We start from the raw sequence: 17,618 nt of genomic DNA on the forward strand, positions 1-17,618 counted from the left end.
CGCGGCGAGCGCTCCCCTCCCGATCCGCCCCGCCCCAGCCGTGAACCGCGGCCGTGCCCCTCGATCACCGCTCCGTCGCCCGCACCGACGCATGCCCCTACCCCCGATCCGCCGTGCCCGACACGCCCGTGCCGCGTGCTCCGTGGGCCCGCCGCCCGAACAGGGCACCCGTGCCGAAGAGGGCGCCGGGCCGCCCCTTCACGGTGCCGCTTCGACACGTTCCGTGGGGCGACGGCGGACGATCTGTGGACAACCCGCCGGTTGTGGACAGGGGCGTCACCCGGAAGGTTCAGGGTCCCGTACACTTTCTGTGGCGACCCGGGTCACCGGGTCGACTTCGCACGCCCCGACATCCGCCCCCGCAGTGTGGCGGTGTCCGCGCCCCTCGGTCCTTCGTGGCACGGCGCACCGGGGCGTCAGGCGCGTCCGCCGTCCGGCGGACGCGACAACCGAGTACCAAGGAGAACACGGCCATGGCCGTCGTCACGATGCGGGAGCTGCTGGAGAGCGGCGTCCACTTCGGTCACCAGACCCGTCGCTGGAACCCGAAGATGAAGCGCTTCATCTTCACCGAGCGCAACGGCATCTACATCATCGACCTGCTCCAGTCGCTGTCGTACATCGACCGCGCCTTCGAGTTCGTCAAGGAGACCGTCGCCCACGGCGGCACGGTCATGTTCGTCGGCACCAAGAAGCAGGCGCAGGAGGCCATCGCCGAGCAGGCCACCCGCGTCGGCATGCCCTTCGTCAACCAGCGCTGGCTGGGCGGCATGCTCACCAACTTCTCGACCGTCTACAAGCGTCTGCAGCGGCTCAAGGAGCTGGAGCAGATCGACTTCGAGGACGTCGCCGCGTCCGGTCTGACCAAGAAGGAACTCCTCGTGCTCTCGCGCGAGAAGGCCAAGCTGGAGAAGACCCTCGGCGGTATCCGCGAGATGCAGAAGGTGCCCAGCGCCGTCTGGATCGTGGACACCAAGAAGGAGCACATCGCCGTCGGCGAGGCCCGCAAGCTGAACATCCCGGTCGTCGCGATCCTGGACACCAACTGCGACCCCGACGAGGTCGACTACAAGATCCCGGGCAACGACGACGCGATCCGCTCCGTCACGCTGCTCACCCGGGTGATCGCCGATGCCGTCGCCGAGGGCCTCATCGCCCGCTCCGGCGTCGCCACCGGTGACTCGAAGCCGGGCGACAAGGCCGCCGGCGAGCCGCTCGCCGAGTGGGAGCGCGACCTGCTCGAGGGCGAGAAGAAGGCCGACGAGGCCGCTCCGGCCGAGGCCCCCGCCGCCGAGCCGGCCGCGGAGACCCCCGTCGCCGAGGCCCCCGCCACCGAGGCGCCGGCCGCCGAGGCCCCCGCCGCCGAGCAGGGCTGACCCACCCGGCCGAGGATCTGAAGGGCGCACGGCGGGGCGGGAGGGCACACCTCCGCCCCGCCGTCACCCGCCCTCCGGATCCGGACCCGCGCGGCGGTCCCGACCCCTCGGCCGTCGACCGTCCGCAGGTCCTCGATCTCCCAGACTTCGAGAAAGATTTCAGACTCATGGCGAACTACACCGCCGCCGACGTCAAGAAGCTCCGCGAGCTCACCGGCGCCGGCATGATGGACTGCAAGAAGGCTCTCGACGAGGCCGACGGCAACGTCGAGAAGGCCGTGGAACTGCTCCGCGTCAAGGGCCAGAAGGGCGTCGCCAAGCGTGAGGGCCGCTCCGCCGAGAACGGCGCCGTGGTCTCCGTCATCGCCGACGACAACACCTCCGGGGTCATCCTGGAGCTGAAGTGCGAGACGGACTTCGTCGCCAAGGGCGAGAAGTTCCAGGCCGTCGCCAACGCGCTGGCCGCACACGTCGCCGCCACCTCGCCGGCCGACATCGAGGCCCTGCTGGCCTCCGAGATCGAGCCCGGCAAGACCGTGCAGGCGTACGTGGACGAGGCCAACGCCAACCTCGGCGAGAAGATCGTCCTCGACCGCTTCGCGCAGTTCTCCGGCGCCTACGTCACCGCGTACATGCACCGCACCATGCCCGACCTGCCCCCGCAGATCGGCGTCCTGGTCGAGCTGGACGCGCCGAACGCCGAGGTCGCCAAGGGCATCGCGCAGCACATCGCCGCCTTCGCGCCGAAGTACCTCGCCCGCGAGGACGTCCCGGCCGAGGTCGTCGAGGCCGAGCGCCGCGTCGCCGAGGAGACCACCCGCAACGAGGGCAAGCCCGAGGCGGCCATCCCGAAGATCGTCGAGGGTCGCGTCAACGGCTTCTACAAGGAGGCCACCCTCCTGGGGCAGTCGTACGCGCTCGACGCCAAGAAGTCCGTCCAGCAGGTCCTGAACGAGGCCGGTGTCACCCTGAAGCGCTTCTCGCGCATCAAGGTCGGCATCTGAGTCCCTACCGCGATCGCCCGTAGACCCCGCTAGGGTCTACGGGGTCGCCCGCGTACGAACCGCGTACGCGACGGAGGACCGCAGATCTGACGAGGAGGCCATTGCCGCGCACGGGTTGCCACCACACCCACCGGCAATGGCCTTCTTCGCATGTGCACCACGAGGAGAACCCATGACCACCCAGGCCGGGACCGGCGAGAAGGACGCGAAGAGCGCGAGAAGCGACGGCGGCACGGCCGCCGGGCGGTTCATGTTGAAGCTTTCCGGCGAGGCGTTCGCCGGCGGCGGGGGGCTGGGCGTCGACCCCGACGTGGTGCACAAGATCGCCCGGGAGATCGCCGCGGTGGTCCGTGACGGCTTCCAGATCGCCGTCGTCATCGGCGGCGGCAACTTCTTCCGGGGCGCGGAACTCCAGCAGCGCGGGATGGACCGTGCCCGTTCGGACTACATGGGCATGCTGGGCACCGTGATGAACTGCCTCGCCCTCCAGGACTTCCTGGAGAAGGAGGGCATCGACTCCCGGGTGCAGACCGCCATCACCATGGCGCAGGTGGCCGAGCCGTACATCCCGCTGCGGGCCGTGCGCCACCTGGAGAAGGGCCGGGTCGTCATCTTCGGCGCCGGCATGGGCATGCCGTACTTCTCCACCGACACCACGGCCGCCCAGCGGGCCCTGGAGATCGACGCCGAGGCCCTGCTCATGGGGAAGAACGGCGTGGACGGGGTCTACGACTCCGACCCGAAGGCCAACGCGGACGCGGTGAAGTTCGACTCCCTCGGCTACGGCGAGGTCATCACCCGGGACCTGAAGGTCGCCGACGCCACCGCGATCACCCTGTGCCGCGACAACCGGCTGCCCATCCTCGTGTTCGAGTTGCTCGCGGAGGGCAATATCGCACGCGCGGTCAAGGGTGAGAAGATCGGCACCCTGGTCGGCGAGCAGCACGCCGGAGCCTGACCGCCCCCGAGCCGACCCCCGGTCCGTGCCCACCGAGGGCGCCGCCACCGGGTTCCCCTCGGGGGGCGAGTGGCACGGACAGGGGATGGACAAAGCCCTGACGGTCGGACACCGTGCAGGGGACAGACGCGACGCGGCCGGCCCCACCACCGGAGCTGGGCCTACTCAAGACACGCAGGAGCAAGTGGTGATCGAAGAGACCCTCCTCGAAGCCGAGGAGAAGATGGAGAAGGCCGTCGTGGTCGCCAAGGAGGACTTCGCCGCGATCCGCACCGGGCGTGCGCACCCGGCGATGTTCAACAAGATCGTGGCGGACTACTACGGCGCGATGACGCCGATCAACCAGCTCGCCTCGTTCTCGGTGCCCGAACCGCGCATGGCCATCGTGACCCCGTTCGACAAGAGCGCGCTGCGCAACATCGAGCAGGCGATCCGGGACTCGGACCTCGGCGTCAACCCGAGCAACGACGGCAACATCATCCGGGTGACCTTCCCGGAGCTCACCGAGGAGCGCCGCCGCGACTACATCAAGGTCGCCAAGGGCAAGGCGGAGGACTCCAAGATCTCGATCCGCTCCGTGCGCCGCAAGGCCAAGGAAGCGATCGACAAGTTCGTCAAGGACGGCGAGGTCGGCGAGGACGAGGGCCGCCGCGCCGAGAAGGACCTGGACGACACCACCTCCAAGTACGTCGCCCAGGTGGACGAGCTGCTGAAGCACAAGGAAGCCGAGCTGCTCGAAGTCTGATGAACGACTCTTCCTGGGGAGCGTCCTCGCGGGCCGGGCACGCGGGACCGGGGCTCCCGACCGATCAGCGACCCGGCCACGGGCCGTCCCAGGACCACGGGTCCGGCCAGGGGTACGGCAGCGGTGTCCTCCCGCCGCGGGCCGCCCCCGCGGGACCCGTCGCGGACGCCCGGGGAGCGGCCCTGCTGCCCCCCGAGGCGCCCGCCGCCCCCCGCCCCGCCCCGGTCTCCGGCCCGCCGTCCCCCGTCGGTGGCGGTCGAGCGGCGGCGCCGGCCGTCCCTGCGTACGATGCGCATGACCTCGTGCGGTCGGGGCGGACCCAGCCCATGCCGGTCGTGCCCGTCGACGACGCGGGGTCACAGGGCCGGGGCACCGCTTCGCCGGGCGGCGTCCCGCAGGAACCCGGTGCCGACCGGGGCCAGCACCGGACGGCGCCGCGGATGCCACAGGAGCCCATGCCCAACGCCCCCCAGACGCCCCCCGCCCCGCAGAAGAAGAGCGCGGGACGGGACCTGGGCGCCGCCATAGGGGTCGGGCTGGGGCTCGGTGCGGTGATCGCCGCCTCGCTGTTCGTGGTGAAGGCCGTGTTCGTCGGGGTGCTCGTCGTCGCGGTCGTCGTCGGCCTGTGGGAGCTGACCAGCCGGCTGAAGGAACGCAAGGGCATCGACGCCCCGCTCGTTCCGCTCGTGGCCGGAGGCACCGCGATGGTCGTCGCCGGGTACGCGGGCGGTGCCCGGGGAGCCTGGGCGGCTACCGCGCTCACCGCGCTCGCGGTCCTGGTGTGGCGGATGGCCCGGCCTCCGGACGGCTACCTCAGGGACGTGACGGCGGGGGTCTTCGCGACCTTCTACGTCCCGTTCCTGGCGACGTTCGTGGCGCTGCTCCTCACCGCGGACGACGGGGCCTGGCGGGTGCTGACCTTCCTGGTGCTGACCGTCGTCAGCGACACCGGCGCCTACGCGGTCGGCTGGCGGTTCGGCACGCACAAGCTCGCACCGCGGATCAGCCCGGGAAAGACCCGCGAGGGGCTCTTCGGGGCCATCGGCTTCGCGACGGTCGCGGGTGCGCTGTGCATGGAGTTCCTGATCGACGGCGGCTCCTGGTGGCAGGGACTGCTGCTGGGCCTCGCGGTGGCGGTCAGCGCCACCCTGGGCGACCTCGGCGAGTCCATGATCAAGCGGGACCTCGGCATCAAGGACATGGGCACCCTGCTGCCCGGTCACGGCGGCATCATGGACCGGCTGGACTCGCTGCTGCCCACCGCCCCGGTGGTGTGGCTGCTGCTGGTGGTTTTCGTCGGATCGGGCTGATGCCCGGATGCACAGCATCCGACCTGCGGGAACGAAGTGAAGGGGCCCGCCGTCCTCCGGACGGCGGGCCCCTTCGTCGTTCGTGTTCCTGCGCCACCGGCACGAGCCGGGTTCAGCGCTTCTTGGTCTTCCGCCGTTGTCGCGGCGTCCAGTCCCCGCGGTGCAACTGGCACCGGGAGTAGCCGACCATCGCGGGGTTCCCACAGGGCCTTCCCGTCGTGGTCCGTGTCGATCCGCATCTGACCTGATAGCCCACGGTCCTCTCCCGTTCCTCTCGCGAGCGCTGCGGACGAAGTGAGACGGACACATCCTTGCCCGTGCCGCGCGGGGTACGGGGGAGGAAGGCCCCGATCGTCCGGTTCCCGGGCCTTTGCGGCCGGATCCGGCGGGGCGCAGCGGGGCTCGCGGGCGGGCGGGGGAGGCCGTCGCGACTGCGCCCCGGGCCACCCCCGCCGGTCTGCGACACTGGATGCACCATGCCCAAGCCCGGAGAACTCACTTTCGTCGCGCCCCGCGGAGCCAAGCGGCCCCCGCGGCACCTCGCCGACCTCTCGCCCACCGAGCGCAAGGAAGCCGTCGCCGCCATCGGCGAGAAGCCGTTCCGCGCCAAGCAGCTCTCGCAGCACTACTTCGCGCGGTACGCGCACGACCCCGCGCAGTGGACGGACATCCCCAGCGGCGCCCGCGACCGCCTCCGGGACGCGCTGCTGCCGGAGCTGATGTCCGTGGTGCGCCACATCAGCTGCGACGACGACACCACCCGCAAGACCCTGTGGCGCCTGTTCGACGGGACCCTGGTCGAGTCGGTGCTGATGCGGTACCCGGACCGGGTCACCATGTGCATCAGCTCCCAGGCGGGGTGCGGGATGAACTGCCCGTTCTGCGCCACCGGCCAGGCCGGGCTGGACCGCAACCTGTCGACCGCCGAGATCGTGCACCAGATCGTGGACGGGGTGCGCGCGCTGCGCGACGGGGAGATCCCGGGCGGGCCCGCCCGGCTGTCCAACATCGTCTTCATGGGCATGGGCGAACCGCTGGCCAACTACAACCGGGTCGTCGGCGCGATCCGCCGGCTGACCGACCCGGAGCCGGACGGACTCGGGCTCTCCCAGCGCGGGATCACCGTCTCCACGGTCGGCCTGGTCCCGGCGATCCACCGGTTCGCCGACGAGGGCTTCAAGTGCCGCCTCGCGATCTCCCTGCACGCCCCCGACGACGAGCTGCGGGACACCCTGGTGCCGGTCAACACCCGGTGGAAGGTCCGCGAGGTCCTCGACGCGGGCTGGGAGTACGCCGAGAAGTCCGGTCGTCGCGTCTCCATCGAGTACGCCCTGATCAGGGACATCAACGACCAGGCGTGGCGCGGCGACCGGCTCGGTCGACTGCTCAAGGGCAAGCGGGTGCACGTCAACCTGATCCCGCTGAACCCGACGCCCGGTTCGAAGTGGACGGCCTCCCGCCCCGAGGACGAGAAGGCCTTCGTGGAGGCGATCGCCGCCCACGGCGTGCCGGTCACCGTCCGGGACACCCGCGGCCAGGAGATCGACGGTGCCTGCGGGCAGCTGGCCGCATCCGAACGTTAGAGCGGTAGTCTTGTCCCGTACGCCCGCATAGCGGACCGTACGGGCGAGCCGTTCGCGCCAACCGCGGTCCGGTTCGTGCGTGGTCCCGTCGGGTCCGTACGCCCCGTTCACGACGACAACTGCATTTTCCGACAGGGGAGCGCCACAGCGCTGAGAGTGCGGCAGCCGGTTCCACCGGTGGGCCGCAGACCCTCTGAACCTCGCCCGGGTCATTCCGGGTAGGAAGTTCGGTCACCACTCAAGCTGTTGCGCCCTGCCCGCGCCCCGCCCCGGGGCGGCGGGCGGGGCCGCGTCTCTTCCTGGTCCCGCTCCAGGAGGAACATCACGTGAGCACCACCAAGAAGGCCACCGCCGCCGCCCTCGCGGCCGGACTGGGGCTCGTCACCCTCACCGCCTGTGCCGAGAGCGGCACCGACGCCCACGGCGGCGGTGCGAAGACGGTCACCCTGGTCAGCCACAGCTCCTTCGCCGTCTCCAAGGAGGTCTGGGAGGAGTTCGAGAAGGAGTCCGGGTACCGGGTGAAGGTCCTGGAGGACGGCGACGCGGGCGTCGCCGTCAACAAGGCGATCCTCACCAAGGGCAACCCGCAGGGCGACGTCTTCTTCGGCATCGACAACACCCTGCTCTCGCGCGGCCTGGACAACGACCTCTTCGAGGCGTACGAGGCCAGCGGCGCGGACAGCGTGCTCCTCGCCAAGCGCCCGCTGCTCGACAAGCAGGACCGGGTCACCCTCGTGGACACCGGCGAGGTCTGCGTCAACTACGACAAGAAGTACTTCGCGGAGAAGGGCATCGAACCGCCGCAGACCTTCGACGACCTGGTCGAACCCGCCTACGAGGACCTCCTGGTGGTGGAGAACCCGGCCACCTCCTCGCCGGGCCTCGGCTTCCTGATGGGCACCGTCGCCCAGCAGGGCGGCGACCGGTGGCCCGACTACTGGAAGAAGCTGAAGGACAACGGCGTCAAGGTCGTCGACGGCTGGGACCAGGCGTACAACGAGGAGTTCTCCGGCTCCGCCGGCGGCAAGAAGGCCGGCGGGGACCGCCCGCTCGTGGTCTCCTACGCCTCCTCCCCGCCGGCCGAGGCCATCTACTCCGAGCCGCAGCCCGCCGATGCCCCCACCGGCGTCTCCACCGGCACCTGCTTCCAGCAGGCCGAGTACGCGGGGCTGCTCACCAACGCCGAGAACCCCGAGGGCGGCAAGGCCCTGCTGGACTTCCTCAGCGAGCGCACCTTCCAGGAGGACATGCCGCTGAACATGTTCGTCGACCCCGTGCACAAGGACGCCAAGGCCCCCGAGGACTTCGCCCGGTACGCGGTGGAGGTCCCCTCGCCGCACACCATGGACCCCGAGCGCATCGCCGACAACCGTGACCAGTGGGTCAAGCAGTGGACCTCGCTCGTGGTGAAGTGAGCACCGTGACCGAGCCGGCCCCCGGCGCCCCGCTCGACGGCGCCGTGCCCGGTGCCCCCCTGCCCGGGGGCACCGGCCCGTCCGCCCGGCCCCGCCCGGACCGGCGGGCCGCGGCGGTCCGGTGCGCGCTGATGGCCGTCCCGGTCGGGTTCTTCGCCCTGTTCTTCGCCTACCCGGTGACCGCGATCGTGACCCGGGGCCTGCGCCCGGACGGCGCCTGGCACCTCGGCGGCATCGGGGAGGTGCTGGGCCGGCCGGAGATCCGCGAGGTGCTGTGGTTCACCGGCTGGCAGGCCTTCGCCTCCACGGCCCTGACCCTGCTGATCGCGCTGCCCGGCGCCTACGTCTTCGCCCGGCTCGACTTCCCCGGCAAGCAGCTGCTGCGGGCCGTGGTCACCGTGCCCTTCGTCCTGCCCACCGTGGTCGCCGGCTCGGCGTTCCTGGCCCTGCTGGGACGCGACGGATTGCTGGAGCGCACGCTCGGACTGCGGCTCGACACCACCGTCTGGGCGATCCTGCTGGCGCACGTCTTCTTCAACTACGCGGTGGTGGTGCGCACCGTCGGCGGGCTCTGGGCCCAGCTCGACCCCCGACAGGAGGAGGCCGCCCGGGTGCTCGGCGCCTCCCGCTTCACGGCCTGGCGCACCGTCACCCTGCCGGCGCTGCGCCCCGCGGTCGCGGGCGCGGCCCTGATGGTCTTCCTCTTCACCTTCACCTCCTTCGGGGTCGTCCAGATCCTCGGCGGCCCTGGGTACGCCACCCTGGAGGTGGAGGTCTACCGCCAGACCTCCCAGCTCTTCGACCTCCCGGCCGCCGCCGTGCTCACCCTGGTGCAGTTCGCCGCGGTCGGACTGGTCCTCGCGGTGCACGCCTGGACGGTGCGCCGCCGGGAGAGCGGGCTGCGACTGGTCGACCCGGCCACCACCGCCCGCCGCCCACGGGGCGCCGGGCAACGGGCCCTGCTCACCGGGGTGCTCGCCACGGTCGCCGTGCTGGTGGTGCTCCCGCTCGGGGTGCTGGTGGCCCGTTCCTTCCAGGACTCCGAGGGCGCCTTCACCCTCGCCTACTACCGGGCGCTCACCTCGGCGGAGGGCGGCACCTTCCTGGTGCCGCCGATCAACGCCGTCGGCAACTCGCTGCTGTACGCGCTCGCCGCCACCGGCATCGCCCTGGTCGTCGGAGGGCTCGCCGCCGCGGCGCTGACCCGCCGGGCGGGGCGCCTGGTGCGCGGCTTCGACGCCCTGCTGATGCTGCCGCTGGGGGTGTCCGCGGTCACCGTCGGCTTCGGCTTCCTGATCACCCTCGACGAGCCGCCGCTCGACCTGCGGTCCTCCTGGTGGCTGGTGCCGCTGGCGCAGGCGCTGGTCGGGGTGCCGTTCGTGGTGCGCACCATGCTGCCCGTGCTGCGCTCCGTCGACGAACGGCTGCGGGAGGCCGCGGCCGTCCTCGGCGCCTCCCCGCTGCGCGCCTGGCGCGAGGTGGACCTGCCGCTGGTACGCCGCGCCCTGTTGATTGCCGCCGGCTTCGCCTTCGCCGTCTCGCTGGGCGAGTTCGGGGCCACCGTCTTCATCGCCCGCCCCGACGAACCGACCCTGCCGGTGGCCGTGGCCCGACTGCTGGGCCGCGCCGGTGAACTCAACTACGGCCAGGCCATGGCCCTCTCGACCCTGCTGATGGTGGTGTGTGCCGTGTCGCTGCTGCTCCTGGAACGCCTGCGGACCTCTTCTGCGGGGGAGTTCTGATGACGAAGGCCACGCCGTCCCCCGGACCGCACGCGGACCCGGCCGCCCTGCGACTGGACGGGGCCGGTGTGCGCTTCGGCGCGCGGACCGCACTGGACGCGGTCTCCCTCGACGTCGCCGAGCGCGAGATCGTCTGCGTCCTCGGCCCCAGCGGCAGCGGCAAGTCCACCCTGCTGCGGGCGGTCGCCGGGCTCCAGGAGCTGCACGCCGGGCGGGTGCTGTTCGGTGGCCGGGACCGCACCGGCACCCCCGCTCACCAGCGCGGGGTGGGCCTGATGTTCCAGGACCACCAACTCTTCGCCCATCGGGACGTCGGCGGCAACGTGGCCTTCGGGCTGCGCATGCACGGCGTCGGCCGCGAGGAACAGCGGTCCCGGGTGGCCGAACTGCTGTCCCTGGTGGGGCTGCCCGGGGCCGAGCGCCGGGCGGTCGCCTCGCTGTCGGGCGGTGAGCAGCAGCGGGTGGCCCTGGCCCGGGCCCTCGCCCCGAGCCCCCGACTCCTCCTGCTCGACGAGCCCTTGGGCCAGCTCGACCGCACCCTGCGCGAACGCCTGGTGGAGGAGCTCCGGGAGCTGTTCGCCGCCCTGGGCACCACGGTGCTCGCGGTGACCCACGACCAGGGGGAGGCGTTCGCCCTCGCCGACCGTGTGGTGGTGATGCGGGACGGCCGGGTGGCCCAGACCGGTACGCCGTCCGAGGTGTGGCAGCGTCCGGCGGACGCGTTCGTGGCCCGGTTCCTCGGGTTCGGCAACCTCGTCGAGGGGACGGTGTCCGGCACCGTCGCGGACACCCCCTGGGGCCGGGTGCCGGTGGCGGCGGGCGGCGCGCAGGGTCGGCGGACGGTCCTGGTCCGCCCCGCCGGGGTGCGGCTGGTTGCTCCCGGGACCGGGCTGGGCTGCGAGGTGGCCGCCCGTAGTTTCCGCGGCACCCACGTGGTGCTGCGGCTGAAGCCGGCGGACGCGCCCCCGTTGGAGGCGGTGTGCGGGGTGCGGGACGCGCCGGAGCCCGGCCGCCGGGTCGGGGTGGAGTTCGACCCGGCGGAGACCGTCGTCCTGGGCTGACCGCGCCCCGCCCCGGGCGTCAGCCCGTGACGGCGGCGGGGTCCATCCAGATGACCTCCCAGGTGTGGCCGTCGGGGTCGTCGAAGGAGCGGCCGTACATGGTCCCGTAGTCCTGGGGTTCGCCGGCCGGGGTGCCGCCGAGGGAGAGCGCGGTGTCGACGAGCCGGTCGACGTCGGCGCGGCTCTCGGCGCTCAGGCCCAGCAGGGCCTGGCTGGTCCGGTGGGCGTCGGCGATCTCCTTCTTGGTGAACTGGGCGTACCGCTCGTGGTCCAGGAGCATCAGCACGATGGCGTCGCTGATGACCACGCAGGCCGTGTGCTCGTCGGAGAACGTGGGGTTCAGCGAGTAGCCGAGGCCGGTGTAGAAGGTCTTCGACGCCTCCAGGTCCTTGACCGGAAGGTTGGGGAAGATCATCTGCTGGTACATGGTGTCCCTTTCCTGTGCCCCGAGGGGCGCTTCCGTGGTCGTGTGCGCCCTGTGCGGGAGCCTTGCGAGCCGTTCAAGGGGTAGACGGGGATGGCGGAGAGAACTCATCGCTCCGTGGCGAACTTCTTCGCGCCGGCGCGTGAGGAGCCATCCACCACCCGCGTACGAGCCGCGCGCCGGTGCCCTTCCACGGGCGTACCGACACGCCGGCCGCCCGTTCGTCAGCGGGCCAGGGGAGCCGCGGCGAGTTCCGCGATGACCCAGGTCAACGGCGCGAACAGGGCGCACAGGGCGGCGGCGCGCAGCGCGGCGGCCGTGCGCAGGGCCGCCACCGGCGCCCCCTGCCGCAGCAGGGCCGCGGTCACCGGCGCCCGGTCCTGTCGGGCCTCGACCGCGGCGAGGGCGAGCGCGGCCAGGGTGCACCCCACCACCAGCCCCGCGCCGAGGGCGCTCAACGGACCGGTGTCGGGCTCCGACCCGGTGTACAGGGTCGCCGCGGCGAAGGCGCCGGCGACGACCGCGCACACCACCCCGAGCGGACGGCCCACGCGCTGCGCCTCCCGTTGCAGCACCCGCCCCGCCAGCAGCCGGACGGCGCCCGGTCGCAGCGACTGGAGGGCCCGCCCGCAGAGGTGGACCAGACCGGGGCCGGCCAGCGCCAGCCCCACTGCGGTGAGCGCCCAGCCGACCAGCACGCTCAGCGAGCCGCCGACCAGCCCGCCGGGCAGTCGCAGCCCGGGGGAGGGCGCCGATCCGCCGGCGTACGCCTCGACGGCCAGGCCCGCTGCGAGCAGGGCCACGCCCCAGGGCAGGTCGCCGGGGGACCCGGCGTCGGGTGCGGCGCCCTCGGTGCCGTCGTCGTCATCGGCGTCGTTCGGGGCGCCCGCGTAGCTGGCCGGGCGCAGCAGCAGCGCGGCCGTGGTGGAGGCGGCGGCGGGCACCAGGGCGAGCAGGGTCAGCGTCCCGGCGAGGGGGAGGTCCCAGCCTGCGGCGAGCAACCCGGCGGCGGCGCCGGCGAACGGGAGGAGGTCGAGGTCCCCGCGCAGGTACAGGAAGAGGAGCAGGGCGAGGAGCGAGCCCGTGGTGGTGGCCGCGGCGGTGGACACCGCGGCGAGCGCCGCGCGACGGCCCGGGCCGAGCCCCACGGCGTCCAGTCCGGCGCGCGGGCGGGTCGCCGGATCGGTGCGGGCCACCGCCACTGCGAGGTACACGGTGGCGGCGAGCGGCGCGGCGCACCAGGCCAGCCGGAGCGAGGAGCCGAGGGCGGCGGCGGGGTGCCCCAGTGCGTAGCCGAAGGTGCACAGCAGCAGGAGCCCGGTGCCGGTGGCCGCGACGGTGACCAGGAGCCGGCGGGCCCAGACCGCGGGCCGGGCGCCCCGGGCTAGACGGAGAGCGAGCACGCGGCCCGGCCTTCCGTGCTGTCGGGCGCCGTGCGGGCGCTCCGGGACAGCCGTCCGTCGACCAGCAGCACGGACCGGTCGGCGAGGGCCGCGGTGTCCGGATCGTGGGTGGCGAGGACGACGGTGATGCCGTGCGAGCGGGCGGCGGCGGTCAGGGTGCGCAGGACGTGCGCGCGGTCGGCGCGGTGCAGGGGCGCGGTCGGCTCGTCCGCGAACACCACGGACGGTTCGCCGATCAGGGCCCGGGCGAACGCCACCCGCTGGCGTTGGGCCCGGTGCAGGGCGTGCGGCCGTTTGCGGGCGAGGTCGGCGATGTCCAGCCGGGCCAGCCACTCCAGGGCGGCGGCCTTCGCCGCCCGCCGGGGGACCTTGGCCAGCAACAGCGGCAGGGCGGTGTTCTCCCAGGCGTTCAGTTCGGGGACGAGGCCGGGGCGCGGGTCGATCCAGCCGAACCGGTCGCGGCGCAGCCGCTCCCGGGCGAGGGCGCTCATGGTGTGCACGGGGGTGCTGTTGAACCACACCTCGCCGCCCTGCTCGGGGAGCACCTGGCCGGAGAGCAGGCGCAGCAGGGTGGTCTTGCCGCTGCCGCGGAGCCCGGTGACGGCGAGCACCTCCCCCTCGCGCACCCCGAGGGAGACGCCGGCGAGGGCGGGCGAGCCGTCGTGGGCGTAGCTGAGCGAGCGGGCCCAGAGCACGTCGTTGTCCGGTGGGGCGGACGAGCCCGAGGGGGGCGACGGGGGTGACGGGGAGGACAGGGCCGCCATGGTGTGCACCTCGGTTCAGTTCGGTTCCGTTCCCCCGTACGAGGGAACGAAGCCGGGGCCGATCGGTCACTGGGCACCGTAGGCGGGGCCGCCGCCGCTCTCCGTCCAGCACGCGGCCCGGGTGCCCCCTTCTCACTCGGAAGGGGGCACCCGGGCCGTATGACGTGCAGCTCATCGGAGGAGTGCGCCGATGGCGGGGCGGTGAAACGAGTCATCGGTTGCGGGGGCCGCGCCTACAGCAGGGTCCACGCCTCCTGGAGGACACCGCGGATGATCTGCTCCATCTCGTCGAAGGTGGACTGGTCGGAGGTGAGCGGCGGCGAGAGCTGGATGACCGGGTCGCCGCGGTCGTCGGCGCGGCAGTACAGGCCGTTCTCGAAGAGCTTCTTGGAGACGTGGCCGTACAGGATGCGCTCGGACTCCTCGTCGTCGAAGGACTCCTTGGTGGCTTTGTCCTTGACGAGTTCGATGCCGTAGAAGTAGCCGTTGCCGCGGACGTCGCCGACGATCGGCAGGTCGTTGAGCTTCTGGAGGGTGGCGAGGAACGCGCTCTCGTTGTCCAGGACGTGCTGGTTGAGCTTCTCCCGCTCGAACAGGTCGAGGTTGGCGAGGGCGACGGCGGCGGAGACCGGGTGCCCGCCGAAGGTGTAGCCGTGCAGGAAGGTGTTGTCGCCCTTGTAGAACGGCTCGGCGATCCGGTCGGAGACGATGCAGGCGCCGATCGGGGAGTAGCCCGAGGTCATGCCCTTGGCGCAGGTGATCATGTCCGGGACGTAGCCGAACTTCTCGCAGCCGAACATCGTGCCCAGTCGGCCGAAGGCGCAGATGACCTCGTCCGAGACGAGCAGTACGTCGTACTGGTCGCAGATCTCGCGCACCCGCTGGAAGTAGCCGGGCGGCGGCGGGAAGCAGCCGCCCGCGTTCTGGACCGGCTCCAGGAAGACCGCGGCCACGGTCTCCGGCCCCTCGAAGAGGATCTGCTGCTCGATCTGGTCGGCGGCCCAGCGGCCGAAGGCCTCGGGGTCGACCCCCGAGCCGTCGTCGAGGAACGAGGGCGCCCGGTAGATGTTGGTGTTCGGCACCTTGTGGGCGCCGGGCACCAGCGGCTCGAAGGGGGCCTTCAGGGCGGGCAGGCCGGTGATGGACAGGGCGCCCTGCGGGGTGCCGTGGTAGGCGACCGCACGGGAGATGACCTTGTGCTTGGTGGGCTGGCCCCGGAGCTTGAAGTACTGCTTGGCGAGCTTCCAGGCGGTCTCGACGGCCTCGCCGCCGCCGGTGGTGAAGAAGACCTTGTTGAGGTCGCCGGGGGCGTGGTGGGCGATGCGCTCCGCCAGTTCGACGGCCGCGGGGTGGGCGTAGGACCACACGGGGAAGAAGGCCAGCTCGCGGGCCTGCTTGAAGGCGGTCTCCGCCAGTTCCGTGCGGCCGTGGCCGGCCTGGACGACGAACAGACCCGCGAGACCGTCCAGGTAGCGCTTGCCCTTGTCGTCGTAGATGTAGGTGCCCTCGCCCCGCACGATGGTGGGAACGGGCGCGTTCTCGTACGACGACATGCGCGTGAAGTGCATCCAGAGGTGGTCGTACGCGGTTCGGCTGAGGTCCTTGCTCACGGTTATCGGGTTCCCCACATGTATGTCTGCTTCTTGAGCTTCAGGTAGACGAAGCTTTCGGTGGAGCGCACCGCGGGAAGGGCCCGGATGCGTTTGTTGATCACTTCGAGCAGGTGGTCGTCGTCCTCGCAGACGACCTCCACCAGGAGGTCGAACGAGCCCGCGGTCATCACCACGTACTCGACCTCGGGCATCTCGCCGAGCGCGTCCGCCACCGGGTCCAGGTCGCCCTCGACGGTGATGCCCACCATCGCCTGCCTGCGGAAGCCCACGGTGAGCGGGTCCGTGACGGCGACGATCTGCATCACGCCCTGGTCGAGCAGCTTCTGCACCCGCTGGCGCACGGCCGCCTCCGACAGGCCCACGGCCTTGCCGATCGCGGCGTACGGCCTGCGGCCGTCCTGCTGGAGCTGTTCGATGATGGCGAGGGAGACGGCGTCCAGAGCGGGAGAACCGTTTCCGCTCCGGGGGTCCCTGGGATCTGCGCTACGACTGGCCACGCCCCCACTGTGCATGGGTCTCGTCGGTTCCGCAAGGCTGAATCGATGAAATTCGTTGCGAACAGCTTTTCGTCTCACGGATTTCGTAGCCAGTGGCCGGTAGGCATGTGGAAAGCGATAGTCACCGGTTAGCATCGGACATAGGTGGGCGTCTCACCCACCGGACATGTGAGCACCTGACTGGAGGGCCTGGCAGTGAGCACCGAACTGCGTCGTCTGCGCAACTACATCGACGGAGCGTTCCGGGACGCCGCCGACGGACGCACCACCGACGTGGTCAACCCCGCCACCGGCGAGACGTACGCGACCGCCCCGCTGTCCGGGCAGGCGGACGTGGACGCCGCGATGGCCGCCGCCGCGGCGGCCTTCCCCGCCTGGCGCGACCTCACGCCCGGCGAGCGCCAGCGGGCCATCCTCAAGATCGCCGACGCGATCGAGGAGCGCGCCGAGGAACTGATCGCCGCCGAGGTGGAGAACACCGGCAAGCCGATCGGCCTCACGCGCACCGAGGAGATCCCGCCGATGGTCGACCAGATCCGGTTCTTCGCCGGTGCGGCCCGGATGCTCGAAGGCCGCTCCGCCGGCGAGTACATGGAGGGCCTGACCTCCATCATCCGCCGCGAGCCCATCGGCGTCTGTGCCCAGGTCGCCCCCTGGAACTACCCGATGATGATGGCCGTGTGGAAGTTCGCGCCGGCGCTCGCCGCGGGCAACACGGTGGTGCTCAAGCCGTCCGACACCACCCCCGCGTCGACCGTGCTGCTCGCCGAGATCATCGGCTCGATCGTGCCCAAGGGCGTGTTCAACGTCGTCTGCGGCGACCGGGACACCGGCCGGGCCATGGTCGAGCACCCGACCCCGGCCATGGCGTCGATCACCGGCTCGGTGCGCGCCGGCATGTCCGTCGCCGAGTCCGCCTCGAAGGACCTCAAGCGCGTCCACCTAGAGCTGGGCGGCAAGGCGCCCGTCGTGGTCTTCGAGGACACCGACATCGCCAGCGCCGTCGAGGGCATCTCCACCGCCGGCTACTTCAACGCCGGCCAGGACTGCACGGCGGCCACCCGGGTCCTGGTCCACGAGTCCATCCACGACGAGTTCGTCACCGAACTGGCCAAGGCCGCGGCGGCGATCAAGACCGGCCAGCCGGACGACGAGGACGTGCTGTACGGCCCGCTGAACAACCCCAACCAGCTGAAGCAGGTCGCCGGGTTCATCGAGCGGCTGCCCGCGCACGCCAAGGTCGAGGCCGGCGGCGAACGGGTCGGCGACCAGGGCTACTTCTACGCGCCCACCGTGGTCTCCGGCCTCAAGCAGGACGACGAGATCATCCAGAACGAGGTCTTCGGCCCCGTCATCACCGTCCAGTCCTTCACCGACGAGGCCCAGGCCATCGCCTACGCCAACGGGGTGGAGTACGCCCTCGCCTCCTCCGTGTGGACCAAGGACCACGCCCGCGCCATGCGGATGTCCAAGGCCCTCGACTTCGGCTGCGTGTGGATCAACACCCACATCCCGCTGGTCGCCGAGATGCCGCACGGCGGCTTCAAGAAGTCCGGCTACGGCAAGGACCTCTCCGCCTACGGCTTCGAGGACTACACCCGCATCAAGCACGTGATGACCTCGCTGGAGGGCTGAGAGCGTCACCACACCCCGTGGTGCGGGAGGGGCGGCGCGGTCCGGGAACGGACCGGCGTCGCCCCTCCGGCGTTCCCGCCGCCCTTCG

General features: G+C 71.8%; 15 protein-coding genes. 10 read left to right on the top strand and 5 right to left on the bottom strand.

What is annotated here, in order from left to right; all coding sequences use genetic code 11:
* The first annotated feature begins 473 nt into the window (after positions 1-473).
* The 9 genes from rpsB to ACSMX9_RS22845 all read left to right on the top strand — a co-directional run bounded on the left by rpsB (position 474) and on the right by ACSMX9_RS22845 (position 11,194).
* Complete coding sequence (gene rpsB, locus ACSMX9_RS22805) at positions 474-1,376, top strand: 30S ribosomal protein S2 (protein ID WP_445396513.1); 903 nt, start codon at positions 474-476, stop codon at positions 1,374-1,376.
* Positions 1,377-1,543: 167 nt separating this feature from the next.
* Positions 1,544-2,380, top strand: a complete 837-nt coding sequence (tsf, locus tag ACSMX9_RS22810; RefSeq protein WP_445396516.1) for a translation elongation factor Ts — start codon at positions 1,544-1,546, stop codon at positions 2,378-2,380.
* Positions 2,381-2,552: 172 nt separating this feature from the next.
* Entirely contained in the window at positions 2,553-3,338 is a 786-nt protein-coding gene (pyrH, locus tag ACSMX9_RS22815; protein WP_445396518.1) for a UMP kinase, read from the top strand.
* A 187-nt stretch (positions 3,339-3,525) separates the two neighbouring features.
* On the top strand, positions 3,526-4,083 hold the full coding sequence (gene frr, locus ACSMX9_RS22820; RefSeq protein WP_445396520.1) for a ribosome recycling factor: 558 nt from the start codon (positions 3,526-3,528) through the stop codon (positions 4,081-4,083).
* Complete coding sequence (locus tag ACSMX9_RS22825; protein WP_445396522.1) at positions 4,083-5,393, top strand: phosphatidate cytidylyltransferase; 1,311 nt, start codon at positions 4,083-4,085, stop codon at positions 5,391-5,393. Before frr ends, ACSMX9_RS22825 begins: the two co-directional genes overlap by 1 nt.
* A 476-nt stretch (positions 5,394-5,869) precedes the next feature.
* The gene (gene rlmN, locus ACSMX9_RS22830) at positions 5,870-6,976 is read left to right on the top strand and encodes a 23S rRNA (adenine(2503)-C(2))-methyltransferase RlmN (protein ID WP_351246614.1); all 1,107 of its coding nucleotides are present in this window, start codon (positions 5,870-5,872) and stop codon (positions 6,974-6,976) included.
* A gap of 326 nt (positions 6,977-7,302) precedes the next feature.
* Positions 7,303-8,391 carry a thiamine ABC transporter substrate-binding protein gene (locus ACSMX9_RS22835; protein ID WP_445396524.1) on the top strand — a complete coding sequence of 363 codons (1,089 nt, stop codon included), beginning with the start codon at positions 7,303-7,305 and terminating at the stop codon, positions 8,389-8,391.
* A gap of 131 nt (positions 8,392-8,522) precedes the next feature.
* Positions 8,523-10,133 carry an ABC transporter permease gene (locus ACSMX9_RS22840; protein WP_445403066.1) on the top strand — a complete coding sequence of 537 codons (1,611 nt, stop codon included), beginning with the start codon at positions 8,523-8,525 and terminating at the stop codon, positions 10,131-10,133.
* Positions 10,133-11,194, top strand: coding sequence for an ABC transporter ATP-binding protein (locus tag ACSMX9_RS22845; RefSeq protein ID WP_445396526.1), 1,062 nt, complete (start codon positions 10,133-10,135; stop codon positions 11,192-11,194). The genes ACSMX9_RS22840 and ACSMX9_RS22845 overlap by 1 nt, the downstream gene beginning before the upstream one ends.
* 19 nt (positions 11,195-11,213) lie before the next feature.
* Here the strand turns inward: ACSMX9_RS22845 and ACSMX9_RS22850 are convergent, their stop codons facing one another.
* The 5 genes from ACSMX9_RS22850 to ACSMX9_RS22870 all read right to left on the bottom strand — a co-directional run bounded on the left by ACSMX9_RS22850 (position 11,214) and on the right by ACSMX9_RS22870 (position 15,910).
* A complete protein-coding gene (locus ACSMX9_RS22850) occupies positions 11,214-11,621 on the bottom strand; it encodes a VOC family protein (protein ID WP_351246608.1) in 408 nt (135 codons plus the stop codon).
* A gap of 221 nt (positions 11,622-11,842) precedes the next feature.
* Positions 11,843-13,021 carry a hypothetical protein gene (locus ACSMX9_RS22855; protein WP_445396528.1) on the bottom strand — a complete coding sequence of 393 codons (1,179 nt, stop codon included), beginning with the start codon at positions 13,019-13,021 and terminating at the stop codon, positions 11,843-11,845.
* Complete coding sequence (locus ACSMX9_RS22860) at positions 13,003-13,785, bottom strand: ABC transporter ATP-binding protein (RefSeq protein WP_445396530.1); 783 nt, start codon at positions 13,783-13,785, stop codon at positions 13,003-13,005. The genes ACSMX9_RS22855 and ACSMX9_RS22860 overlap by 19 nt, the downstream gene beginning before the upstream one ends.
* 233 nt (positions 13,786-14,018) lie before the next feature.
* Entirely contained in the window at positions 14,019-15,413 is a 1,395-nt protein-coding gene (locus ACSMX9_RS22865) for an aspartate aminotransferase family protein (protein ID WP_445396532.1), read from the bottom strand.
* Positions 15,398-15,910 carry an Lrp/AsnC family transcriptional regulator gene (locus tag ACSMX9_RS22870; protein WP_351246600.1) on the bottom strand — a complete coding sequence of 171 codons (513 nt, stop codon included), beginning with the start codon at positions 15,908-15,910 and terminating at the stop codon, positions 15,398-15,400. The genes ACSMX9_RS22865 and ACSMX9_RS22870 overlap by 16 nt, the downstream gene beginning before the upstream one ends.
* A gap of 180 nt (positions 15,911-16,090) precedes the next feature.
* Between ACSMX9_RS22870 and ACSMX9_RS22875 the strand changes: the two genes are divergently transcribed.
* Positions 16,091-17,530, top strand: coding sequence for a gamma-aminobutyraldehyde dehydrogenase (locus tag ACSMX9_RS22875; RefSeq protein ID WP_351246598.1), 1,440 nt, complete (start codon positions 16,091-16,093; stop codon positions 17,528-17,530).
* Positions 17,531-17,618 lie beyond the last annotated feature (88 nt).

The organism is Streptomyces sp. LE64, assembly GCF_052606915.1.

Coding starts and splice junctions, on each gene's coding strand:
- rlmN (WP_351246614.1), top strand. CDS start 5,870: ATGCCCAAGCCCGGAGAACTCACTTTCGTCGCGCCCCGCGGAGCCAAG.
- ACSMX9_RS22840 (WP_445403066.1), top strand. CDS start 8,523: ATGGCCGTCCCGGTCGGGTTCTTCGCCCTGTTCTTCGCCTACCCGGTG.
- tsf (WP_445396516.1), top strand. CDS start 1,544: ATGGCGAACTACACCGCCGCCGACGTCAAGAAGCTCCGCGAGCTCACC.
- ACSMX9_RS22870 (WP_351246600.1), bottom strand. CDS start 15,910: ATGCACAGTGGGGGCGTGGCCAGTCGTAGCGCAGATCCCAGGGACCCC.
- ACSMX9_RS22825 (WP_445396522.1), top strand. CDS start 4,083: ATGAACGACTCTTCCTGGGGAGCGTCCTCGCGGGCCGGGCACGCGGGA.
- ACSMX9_RS22845 (WP_445396526.1), top strand. CDS start 10,133: ATGACGAAGGCCACGCCGTCCCCCGGACCGCACGCGGACCCGGCCGCC.
- pyrH (WP_445396518.1), top strand. CDS start 2,553: ATGACCACCCAGGCCGGGACCGGCGAGAAGGACGCGAAGAGCGCGAGA.
- rpsB (WP_445396513.1), top strand. CDS start 474: ATGGCCGTCGTCACGATGCGGGAGCTGCTGGAGAGCGGCGTCCACTTC.
- ACSMX9_RS22860 (WP_445396530.1), bottom strand. CDS start 13,785: ATGGCGGCCCTGTCCTCCCCGTCACCCCCGTCGCCCCCCTCGGGCTCG.
- ACSMX9_RS22850 (WP_351246608.1), bottom strand. CDS start 11,621: ATGTACCAGCAGATGATCTTCCCCAACCTTCCGGTCAAGGACCTGGAG.